The sequence below is a fragment of the Brevibacterium oceani genome (assembly GCF_013623835.1).
GTDB classification, from domain to species: Bacteria; Actinomycetota; Actinomycetes; order Actinomycetales; family Brevibacteriaceae; genus Brevibacterium; species Brevibacterium oceani.
In genome coordinates this window covers 1-10408 of the sequence record NZ_JABKDE010000017.1, presented here as the reverse complement: position 1 = coordinate 10408, position 10408 = coordinate 1, and the positions used below count along the sequence as shown (strand labels likewise).

Annotated in this window: 9 protein-coding genes; 6 read left to right on the top strand and 3 right to left on the bottom strand. The window is 57.7% G+C overall.

Annotated features, from left to right (window positions below; all coding sequences use genetic code 11):
- Window positions 1–583: 583 nt before the first annotated feature.
- On the bottom strand, window positions 584–1483 hold the full coding sequence (locus HK401_RS20385; RefSeq protein WP_181276512.1) for a helix-turn-helix transcriptional regulator: 900 nt from the start codon (window positions 1481–1483) through the stop codon (window positions 584–586).
- A gap of 376 nt (window positions 1484–1859) precedes the next feature.
- On the opposite strand from HK401_RS20385, the gene HK401_RS20380 reads away from it, so the two are divergent.
- From HK401_RS20380 to HK401_RS20360, 5 genes are all read left to right on the top strand, one after another.
- The gene (locus tag HK401_RS20380) at window positions 1860–3368 is read left to right on the top strand and encodes a condensation domain-containing protein (RefSeq protein WP_181276511.1); all 1509 of its coding nucleotides are present in this window, start codon (window positions 1860–1862) and stop codon (window positions 3366–3368) included.
- A complete protein-coding gene (locus HK401_RS20375) occupies window positions 3368–4648 on the top strand; it encodes an MFS transporter (RefSeq protein WP_258234381.1) in 1281 nt (426 codons plus the stop codon). The genes HK401_RS20380 and HK401_RS20375 overlap by 1 nt, the downstream gene beginning before the upstream one ends.
- 23 nt (window positions 4649–4671) lie before the next feature.
- The gene (locus HK401_RS20370; RefSeq protein ID WP_181276509.1) at window positions 4672–5460 is read left to right on the top strand and encodes a DUF5819 family protein; all 789 of its coding nucleotides are present in this window, start codon (window positions 4672–4674) and stop codon (window positions 5458–5460) included.
- Window positions 5450–6646 carry an HTTM domain-containing protein gene (locus tag HK401_RS20365; RefSeq protein WP_309136065.1) on the top strand — a complete coding sequence of 399 codons (1197 nt, stop codon included), beginning with the start codon at window positions 5450–5452 and terminating at the stop codon, window positions 6644–6646. Before HK401_RS20370 ends, HK401_RS20365 begins: the two co-directional genes overlap by 11 nt.
- Before the next feature lie 262 nt (window positions 6647–6908).
- On the top strand, window positions 6909–7100 hold the full coding sequence (locus tag HK401_RS20360; RefSeq protein WP_181276508.1) for a hypothetical protein: 192 nt from the start codon (window positions 6909–6911) through the stop codon (window positions 7098–7100).
- A 150-nt stretch (window positions 7101–7250) separates the two neighbouring features.
- Here the strand turns inward: HK401_RS20360 and HK401_RS20355 are convergent, their stop codons facing one another.
- Window positions 7251–8063 carry an abortive infection family protein gene (locus HK401_RS20355; RefSeq protein ID WP_181276507.1) on the bottom strand — a complete coding sequence of 271 codons (813 nt, stop codon included), beginning with the start codon at window positions 8061–8063 and terminating at the stop codon, window positions 7251–7253.
- A 111-nt stretch (window positions 8064–8174) separates the two neighbouring features.
- The gene (locus HK401_RS20350; RefSeq protein ID WP_309136064.1) at window positions 8175–8435 is read right to left on the bottom strand and encodes a hypothetical protein; all 261 of its coding nucleotides are present in this window, start codon (window positions 8433–8435) and stop codon (window positions 8175–8177) included.
- 550 nt (window positions 8436–8985) lie between these two features.
- Between HK401_RS20350 and HK401_RS20345 the strand changes: the two genes are divergently transcribed.
- The gene (locus tag HK401_RS20345; protein WP_181276506.1) at window positions 8986–9873 is read left to right on the top strand and encodes a helix-turn-helix domain-containing protein; all 888 of its coding nucleotides are present in this window, start codon (window positions 8986–8988) and stop codon (window positions 9871–9873) included.
- The last annotated feature ends 535 nt before the right edge of the window (window positions 9874–10408 follow it).

Genomic DNA, 10408 nt, shown 5'->3' with positions numbered 1-10408 from the left:
AGAACCGTCTTCGATGTCGGCTGCATTTGCAGGTGCGACGGGGCTCATGAGCGCGATGCCCAATGCACCTACTCCAGCTACGCCGAGGATACGGCGCAGTCCCTTAGTCTTCTTTGGCTTCATAGTGCTCTGCTACCTCTACATGTAGGGATTCCAAGAACGGAGCCCCGTGAGTCACCTGCCGAGTCGACCTGGAGGACCAACTGCCATGAACTGCCCGTTCAGGAGACTCACGAGGAATTCCAAGATTGAGCCTAACAAGGAAGTATTCATTTTGGCAGACTGAACGCAACATTTTTGTTATTGAATATTTATGCGGTCTACGGTCGGGCGTCAGGTAGAATCATTGGCATACCGAACGTATATTCATGCCTAACAGTGAATATAATTACGATGCTGTCCTGTGACCAAAATGACCAAAAGGTGACCGATTGATGATCGGGAGGACTGGTCGGCCATCGGCAAAATGACAGAAGCCGCGGTCAGTGCCGGGCAGTGTTCTGCATAGATGAATGCAGCAGTCCCGGGCGCTACCTGCCGAGCGATGTCGCCTAAACGAAGCTTGAGCGCGTCGCGTTGAACGCTACTGAAGCTCGATATCCCTACTCAGCGCCCTCTTAAGGTTCCGGACGGATCCGAAACCGGACCCTGCTGCGGCAGCAGCAAGATCCGCGTCCTCTTTCAGCAATCTCTTCGCACTCACCAGACGTTCGCGCATAATCTCACGAGAAGGACTCGTTCCCTGAGCTTTGAACGCACGAAGGAGGTAAGACCGAGAAATTTCTAAGTCCTGCGCAATTGACTCAACCGTCGTCTTCTCATCTGTTGCCGTTGACCCAATCAACGCCATCCCCCTGACGTACATCGCTGTCAGCGAGTCGGATTCCAACCCTGAATCAAGATTCGCGCCGACAGCAACGGCCTTGGCCAACTCTTCCAGGCCCCTTTGAATCTGGGAGAACCCGGGACCAGGGTGGTCCGGAATGGTGTGCAGCAGCGACGAGGCGGCCGCGTTAAGAACCCGCAGGTAGACCTCATCAGACTCTCCGGCAAGCATGGCCTGGTACTTATCGGCATCAGTCGATGTGTAAATGACAAACAAGCTCGTAGCCGTGGTTTCGCACTCGGCGCCAGTGAAGTTTTCCGGCATAACTCTGATGATGCTCATGGGATTGAGCACTGCTGAACCAGTCGTTGAGTGCAGAGTCTCCGACCCGCTAATACATGCGTGAATCATGATCCTGTTGCCCTTCGGCAGATCATCAGGAGCCCGGTACTCCACTACTCCAGGGCCATGACTGTACCGGGCGACAACGAAGTCATCGTTCATGATGACATCGCCCTGATAGTCAAACACGGTGGGGTCAGTTTTCAAGTGCCAGCCCATGGATGCGAGGAAGTCGATCGAGCGCGGATCACCAGCCTGGATGCTGATGTAGCCCCTATGTCGACTCTCGTCACCGGTCCCCGATGGTGCGTTCATATAGTCCTCCCACGGTCAGGTGAAGTGATCACCTCGGCGCTGCAAGCGGGAAGGCGCTCAGGTTTGTCTGTGTACAGAAATTTTAAGCCACTAGGAGTGCCCTCAATAGACCGATAGCGCAGTTCCACACCAGTCGAAGCAGGGATCCGATACTCCTTTACCGCGCGCGTCTAAGTGCGTTCACCGTTTAATGCAACTCGCCTTTGCCCATCATCACCAACGCACGTTGCCTCAAAATTTGTTTCGCGGCCTCTTGCGCGGTTGCAGCGATGTGTGTTGATATTGGTTCTGACCTGGTCAGATGCCGGCAATCTCAATTGCGCGGGTCTGGCTTTCGAGGCGAGGACCAACAACACACACGTTTGAGAGTTGGTCTATGCTCAGTGGTCTACTGCCCGAGTGGAAGCCCGAACCAGGGCACACCACTATCTGGCGGGCAAGTGATGAATCTCGCACCGCGATCAGCGTTGCGCCTGTCCATGACGCGTTCCCCAGTTATATTCAGCGCCGACATTTCAACGATGCACTCCAGTCATCCAGCGAAGACGGACAGCATCGCTCCAGCTTCGCTGTTCTCAGCTTCGAGATCGATGAAGCATACGATGCGGGCCTGCTCGAATCAGTCTTCGTCGAACATCTTCGCCGTCACGGTACCTACCACACCTGGGTATGGGAAACCGACAACGGCTACCACGGTCGAACCATTCACCCCCACGACATCACTTTGACCCGCATCGTCGATTCAGACGACTCAATCGACATCCGCGATGTCATCACGGCAGAACTCCCCGACATCACTGACTGGGACATGTTCCTCTTCGCCGCTACCGGCACAGAAAACGCACGCCAGGACTCACCCGAACCTCGATTCCGAGTGATCTTCGCAGTCGACCATTTCTACACCGATGGCATGTCGTTAGGCATCATCATGTACGAACTATTAACCTCATATCGGCGCCTGTTGCGCGGTGAAGACGTTGACCTGCCCGACGTCGAATCGTATGCAGACTACTGTGAAGCCGAGGCTCGGCACACCAACGAACTCCATCTTGAATCTGAAGACGTTCGCGGCTGGATATCCTTCATCGAAAACGCGTCCTGGCAACTCCCCTCCTTCCCACTCCCCCTCGGCCTGGAACCAGAAACCCGAGCCAAAGGGACATCGACGATTCTCACCGAGTTCGCCACAGCTGACGAGTGCGAGGACTTCAACGCAGCGTGCAAACGCTACGGAGCGAACACCAACTCCGGCATCATGGCCCTCGCCGGGATCATCCACCAGGCTGCGACGAACAATCCCGTCTTCTCAATGCTCACACCAGTCTCAACACGTCTCACCCGAGCACAAATACTCTCAGTCGGCTGGTACACCCGCCTGGTGCCCGTCCAGTACAAGCTCGACAATGCTGCACCAGATTTTCAATCCGTCGTAGCAGCAGCACATGCAGCAGTCCAGGAGTCGAAGAAGCTCATACACACTCCCCTCCACCACGTCGCTAAGCTCCTCGCTCCTCTCGCCCCAGAGGCAGTACCAACCGGATTTGCTGCACCGATGATTTCGTACCTCGACACCCGGAGCATGCCCGGCAACGACCTCGTCTCACGAAACAACATGACCGTCCATGGCAGCGTCGACGACTCCCGCGAAGTATTCCTCTGGGTCAACCGCACCCGTGAAGGCATGGATCTCAACTTCATCCACCCCGACACCACAACCGCACGTGAGTCCGTCGCAATCTACGCCGAGACGTTCTGCAACCTCTTCCACCACATCGCACAAGGCGAGGGCACCACTACTCATCTCACCACACTGCTGGCCGACCTCAGAAGATACTCACCACACACAACAAGTCAGCCAGAACCGGCCCTGGTCCATCACCCATAATGGACACACACCAGGACTCACTCAGTCACACTCCTCCTCGGCACCGTCACGTTGCAGTCGCCTATTTGGGCGCTTATGGGTTTTCATCGTTGGGAAACTCAATCATGACGATTGCCCTTCCCATCCTGGCACTCCAACGGTTGGGCTCTCCGACGCTGGCGGGCCTGGTCGCAATCAGCGCCGGAGTCGGTTCCCTGCTGGGCGGAATCTTCATCGGCCCAATTGTTGACCGAATCAACCGCCGAACCTGCGCAATAGTCTCCGACAGCATCTCGGCTCTCGCAGTAGCTGCACTGCCACTCGTCGATACCGTGTGGGGATTGAACTTCCCATGGCTCCTCATCCTCGCAACCCTCGGCGCGATCGGCGACATACCTGGACTCACCGCGCGAGAAGCTCTGCTACCAGCAATCATCGTCGCAACGAACACGCCAGCACACACAATGACAGGCATCAGAGAAGGCGTCTCGGCAACAGCCATACTCATCGGGCCAGCAGCCGCCGGCATCATGCTTTCAACCTTGAGCTCACCAACACTTCTCTACATCACATCTGCCACCTCTCTCGCAGCCATCATCATCACCACACTGATCCCACACCAGCTAGGGTCCATCCAACTCTCCACAGACCCCGCCAATCGGTCGCAGTGGCGACACATTCACCTCGGTTGGAAAGCAATAGTTCAAGATCCGTTCTTGCGCACGCTCACGCTCATCACCACGACGATCATGATGGTGATCTCAGCGCTACAAGCCCTTATCCTTCCCGTTCATTTCTCCGCGACAGGACACGAAGAAATGACCGGATTCGTCCTTGCCGCATTCGCCGCGGGCGCACTGGTCGGGGGCACCACCTACGCCCTAGCCGGACATTTCGGCAGACGAGAATGGTGGATGCGCACAGGGCTTGTCCTATCAGCCATAGCAATCGCTGTGATAGGAATCCTTCCACCAACAGTCATGCTCTCCTCAGCAGCCACCGTGCTCGGAATAGCCACGGGGGCCCTCAGTGGGCTCGTCGGGGTCCTCATGATCGAACGAATTCCCGGCCAGATGCGTGGACGAGTCTTCGCTGCCCAGAACGCGCTCCAAGCAATCGCTCCCCCACTCGGAATTGGTGTCGCGGTCCTGCTCATCACAGTCAACAACGTCAACCTCGCCGGACTCGCAATCACTAGCATCTGGGTCGTCACCGTCTTCTTCGCACTCTTCTCCCCTTCCTTGAAGACACTCAAAACAGCAGCAACGGAATCGACACACGCCCTTGACGAAGCGAGCTGACCCCTTATGGCCGGAGATCCACGATGACAAACACCCCTGACAAACTACGGGCTGCGCCCCGTCCGGTGATCAAGAGAACGCTCATGGTCATCGCCATGGCGATCACGGGCTTCCACCTCTTCGCGAGCTTCCTGTGGATCGCCCCGTCCTCGGCGCTGCGGGAGGTGATCCCCGGCGATCTGCTCTCGAAGTACATGATCCCGATGTGGGGTCAGTCCTGGAGCGTCTTCGCCCCCGAGCCGATCAACGGCGACTACTACTTCGACGTCCGCGCCGTGATCACCACCGACAACGGTGAGGAGATCACCGAATGGGTACGTGCCACCGATGTCGAACTCGACCACTCGACGTACCGGCCCTTCCCGCCGCGCTCGGCGGGTCTGGGCATCGGTGTGGCCTCCGAACTCAAGGGAGAGTGGGAGGACCTGCCCGATGATCAGAAGGCGATCGTCAAACTCGACTACTTCAAGGGTGAGGATTCCGCGAAGCGCCTGAAGGCGAAGCTCGACGAGTACGAGGACCCGAAGAACACCGTGAGCTCCTATCTGGACAGCGAACACACGGCCACGGCCTATGCCACCCAGGTCGCCAAGGCGATCTGGGGCGATGATGTCCAGCGGGTACAGTACCAAGCGGCTCGGCAGAACGTCGTTCCCTTCTCCGAGCGCAACGACAAGTCCGCCGAGCGACCGAAGATCCAACCTGTCCCAGTCGGATGGAGGGCGCTCGTGACCGAGGAGAATCAGTCGGAGGAGGAGTTCGCGAAGTACTTCTGCGCTTCCGATGAAGTGAGGTGCGTCGGTGAGCAGTGATCAGACGTCGCGAGACGACCCCCAGGGCACGGAGAGCCCGGATTCTCGGACTCGTGGGCAGAAGGCCTCGCACAGCGAGAGCACGACCACGATGACCGAGAACCGCGAGTCGCAGCGGGAGGACGCCGGCAGGCGCGATTCGGCAACCGCCTCGGCGGAGGAGCGCCTGCCGATCACGACTCAGGTGCGCACCAACCTCTCCCGCGGCTGGAACTGGCTCGAGCAGATGCTCACCGGCCGCTACCACGCGAGCTACGGGTTGGCGGTGACGCGGATCCTCATCGGCATCACCGGGCTCGGCCTCATCCTCACGAACTTCAACGCCAGGCACTACACCTTCGGTGTGGGCAATGCGTGGAGCGGGGAGATCGCCGAGCCGCAGAGCGATTTCCCGAACATCTGGCTCTTCTCCCTGTTCCACCGCGCGGTGACGACTCCGCCGCTGTTCACCGCGATGATGATCGCACTGGCCCTCCTCGCCGTGGTCATCACTCTGGGGTGGCATACCCGCATCATCCTGCCCTTCTACCTGGTTCTCTGGGTCAGCTTCATCGAGCTCAACGACGGTGCCGGAGATCAGGGCGACAACGCCTACCGCATGTTCATGATCGCGCTGCTCTTCGCCGACACGACCCGGCGCTGGTCGCTGGATGCGCGCAGGCGCCGGCGCAGCGCCGACTTCCCCGACTCCGACGGCGGCGGGTGGCGGTGGGCGCTGATCATGGCCAACAACCTCGCGATCGTGGTGCTCGCCTTCCAGGTCTGCGCGATCTACATGTCCGGCGGCCTCTACAAGGCCGGCGGCAACGCCTGGCAGCACGGCTTCGCCGTCTACAACCCGCTGCACACGCAGCAGTTCGGAACCTGGCCGGTGCTCTCCGACCTGTTCACCGCGTGGGGTCCGGCGGTCGTGGCGATCTCGTGGGGATCGGTGCTCTTCCAGTGTGCGTTCCCGTTCATGCTCTTCAACCGCTACACCCGCATCATCGGGCTGCTCGGCATCCTCGCCTTCCATCTGGGCATCGCGCTGCTGATGGGTCTGCCGTGGTTCTCGCTGACGATGATCGCCGTGGACGCGATCTTCATCCGCGACCGCAGCTTCGCCAAACTCAGCGCGTTCCTACGACGGAAGAATCAAGAACTTCAATCACGTCCGGCATCAACAAGCGAAGGTGAAAATGTGTGAACATGCACCGGAGCGAGTCAATTACGCGAACACTAGTAACCGTGAATCGCTTGTTCGCAGGCCCCCGCTCACGCGTCTAGAAGAACTCCATCAACAAGCCGCTACCGCCGCTGAGGTGATGTTTTACGAAGTGCTGCGGAAACACCGAGAGGGAGTCTACCCATACGGAACACATCACCCCGGGACCGCGTGCGGGCGACTAATCCGCGAAGCAGCTGAGAATCACAGTATTGGACAAGCAGCTCTCGTCGCACGTGCCTACATGGAACGCTACAACGAACTGCGTCGACGACAAATCCTGCCAGAGTTGACAGTGGTCGAGGTCGTCAAAGGACTCGACTGGGTTATGCCCGGCGCACCAGCCGAAATGGTGGAGCAAATTCAAGAAACCCTGATGCGATGGAGCGAAGAACACCAACGGCGGGCGCTCAAAGATCTCACCCGGACGGACTAACCCGTACACTCAAGCGAATCGTGGGACCTAACTGACATGTTCCTTAGACGATCGTTTGCGATTCGACTGCTCGTATGGCGATGTAGCGTTGTAATCGTCAACCGCCGGCGCGTTGCCATCGCACGACGAACTCTCCGTGACTACGACGAGTCACCACCGAGGTTGCGCGTTGTGCTCCGAAAGCAGGAAGTTGATTACGCTGAGTGTCAAGTCTCGGATGAAAGCAGCCTCGGACATGCTCATAGTCGCCATAACTGTGCGACCGTGCCCCGAACCTTGATCGTTGCGAACTTTCCGAACAGCCTCCGCTATCTTCGGGACGCTCTGGTTGATAGTGGCCAGTGCTTTGGAAGCTTCACTGCTCACATCGGCGGGGCGTGTGCTGATGCCAGCCAACTTCATCGCTCTATTGAGGAGAGCTTCGAGCGACTCGTCGGGCTGGTATCTCTCTTGCCGCTCTTCGAGGACGAACTTAGCTCCCGCCTCTAATGAATCTTTCGCCGCGCCGAGAATCAACGAAACATCGTCACCCGAATTCCGCAGACGCTGGATTTGTTGCTCGAGCGCCTCGCGCCCGCCTACCTGCACATCGATTACCCCCAGAGGGGCGAGGGCGCCTGCCGGGCTTAACTCCCACCCGACGCGCGCCAGGTTTCTGCGTAGCTCGGCCAGCAGATTCTGCGTAACTTCGTCGTGCGTCTTTTCAAATACCCGCTTTGCAACGAGCGACGAAATCAATGCACGGATCAGGCCGTCCACTTTGCCTTCGTCTGCCTGATCGAACGCATTGGTGATCCGGCGTGCTTTCGAAATCGAAAAGATGCCGCTCCCTGGCGCGGATTGCGGGGAAAGAACCCTCGCACGCCTAAAGGCAACATCCATATCGCTGTGTGTTGGAGGCGATTCCACCGCGAAGATTTCTCCGAACGATGCCACGACAGCCCATATGTCCTCTGCGCTCATCCAGCAAGTATGCCCTTGTGTCGCGTAAGATCGCGAAAACCACGAGCCGATTACGACCGCAATCGGCCCAGCGCAAGCGCGACAGTTACTGTAAACCTGTTCGTCCGTCGATCATATTCGGCGCGCTGAGTTTACCCTCACCCATTCCTCCCCCTCAGAGCTGGAGATCCACCACCGCTTTAAAGCTCCGTTGAGTTTCTCAAAGCTGTGGTCACGGATGAAGATCGCGTCCACAGCGATCATCGTCAGTGAGAACCACGGCAGACCCATGAGCAAAGCGATCCCCAAGTGGAACGAGAGGATGCCGAGCAGCCCGATGATGCGGGTATAGCGATTGAACAGCATGAACGGGAACGCGCACCATCGCAGCATTAAGAGTTGTGAGTTCAGGCTTTGGGCACCCGACGAATGGCAAGCACCTCAACGTGGCACGCCACGCCGAAGAACGCTTCGGACAGGGGCCGTAGTGGCCATAGATTCGACTCGAGGAAGCGGCATCGCATTTGGTCTCTGCTCCGGGAAATTGGCCATGAGACATGGAGGCACCTCCAGTCGTGTACGCGGCGGCCCTTGCTCCCGACTCAGAGCCTTCACCCTACTCACATGGAAGCATTTGTCCAGGTCAGCCCAATATCAGCACGGGACGCTCAAAATACAAAGCAGCAGAAGAGCTCGCCGCTCATCCAAGAACTTCTGATATCACGCTCTGGGACACGCTTGCCACTTCGGGCACCCGGCACCTGGTCTGTATTCGCGCGCCCTATTAGCTGTGATGGAGAAGGTCGGGTCAACCTTTCCATCAGCCGTTGTTCCGAATTTGTTGACGTTTACCAAGTAAAATTCGGTATCACATAATGAGATCTGGTGCCCTTCCTGTTTAAACGCGCCCAGATGGACGTGCTCATTGGCATCGGGAGGAAGAATGGACGCTTCACAAGACGACGATCTGGATCGACATAGGGGGTATACGAGCGTAGGCGCAAGCCCCTCAAAGGCAATCAAGTTCCTTGCCGCCATGGGGTTTCATCTCAGGTCCGACCCGTCGACGCTCAACTTCAAGGGCGACACCGTCCTCAATGATGATTTCGTTGTTGCCCGATACAGCCACGACTCAGCTGTTTTCGACTACATCCCGCCTCTCGGGCAGTCATTCAGCAATCAGCTCCTGCTCTATGTCTGCCTCAGCGGCAGCATAGTGTTGCGCTCAACGACAGGCTCAGCGAGTCTCAAACCCCTCGACATCGCGTTGGTCCAGCTCGAAGAGTTTAGGGGGGCCGTGTGCGAATCGTCCACGGCCGGCATGTTCATCATCTACAGATCGACTGAGGCCAGCAAACATTATGAAATGCTGGCCGGGCCTTCAAATGTGGTCTACCTGCGCATACTCAAGGCCGCAGCATTCTCTTTGCTGCAAGACCTCCCGGACCGCCTTCAGCCCGGCTTTACCCAGATTCAGCGGGGCCTGGAAGAGATCGCGAAGGCGACCACAATCGGAGCGTACCTCTACACCGATGCCGATATCGACTCTTTGCGAAAAGTGTATGTGCGCGGCCTGGCACTGATTAGGTCAATGGCGACAGACGTGAACACTAGCATCGAATCAATTGCGCAAGACCTCCAGGTCTCGCGCTCGTATCTGCTTCGCGCGTTCAAATCCCAAGGAACGACCCCCTCAGTGGAGCTGAGAAAGGCGCGCCTCCATGTCGCAAAGCGCCTCCTCGAGGAGGGCACATCCACTCACGAGGCTGCCGTGACGGCCGGATTCGGCTCACCACGAAACCTCAAGCGAGCCCTCCAGCTCGATAACTGAGCATTCAGCAAAAGAGACCAGCTCACACCAAAACGTCAGCCCATCGGCGAACCTCGTCAGTATCTACAGCCCCTGAACACTGTCTCTGAGTATTCGCTGCTCACCATCTGGTCACATTCTGGTCATTGTGGTCACGTACCCGAAACGTATATAGATCCACCATGACGTATGTTTATACGCGCATCCGCCTAAAGCTAGGGGCTACGAACTCCAACACGAGAGCAACTATATTCATTCGCAAAAATGTTGCCTCTCCGCACCCAAAATGAGAACTAAATCGGTAGGCTCAGTCTTGGAGTTTCTCGTGAGCCTGCTGTGTGGAACTTTCATGGCAGTTGGTCCTCCAGGTCGATTCAGCAGCAGGCTCACGAGGACTCATTTTCGAAACACCTACATGTAGAGGTAGAGAAATATGAAGCCAAAGAAGACTAAGGGGTTGCGCCGGGTCCTCGGCGCAGCAGGAGTCGGTGCCCTTGGCATCGCCCTGCTCGGCCCAATTGCACCCGCCAGCGCGGCTGACGTCGAGGACGGTTCG

What these genes read in the sequence shown, in the direction of transcription:
- HK401_RS20385 (WP_181276512.1), bottom strand. Translation starts at nt 1,483, where the DNA reads ATGAACGCACCATCGGGGACCGGTGACGAGAGTCGACATAGGGGCTAC.
- HK401_RS20380 (WP_181276511.1), top strand. Translation starts at nt 1,860, where the DNA reads ATGCTCAGTGGTCTACTGCCCGAGTGGAAGCCCGAACCAGGGCACACC.
- HK401_RS20375 (WP_258234381.1), top strand. Translation starts at nt 3,368, where the DNA reads ATGGACACACACCAGGACTCACTCAGTCACACTCCTCCTCGGCACCGT.
- HK401_RS20370 (WP_181276509.1), top strand. Translation starts at nt 4,672, where the DNA reads ATGACAAACACCCCTGACAAACTACGGGCTGCGCCCCGTCCGGTGATC.
- HK401_RS20360 (WP_181276508.1), top strand. Translation starts at nt 6,909, where the DNA reads ATGGAACGCTACAACGAACTGCGTCGACGACAAATCCTGCCAGAGTTG.
- HK401_RS20355 (WP_181276507.1), bottom strand. Translation starts at nt 8,063, where the DNA reads ATGAGCGCAGAGGACATATGGGCTGTCGTGGCATCGTTCGGAGAAATC.
- HK401_RS20350 (WP_309136064.1), bottom strand. Translation starts at nt 8,435, where the DNA reads ATGCTGCGATGGTGCGCGTTCCCGTTCATGCTGTTCAATCGCTATACC.
- HK401_RS20345 (WP_181276506.1), top strand. Translation starts at nt 8,986, where the DNA reads ATGGACGCTTCACAAGACGACGATCTGGATCGACATAGGGGGTATACG.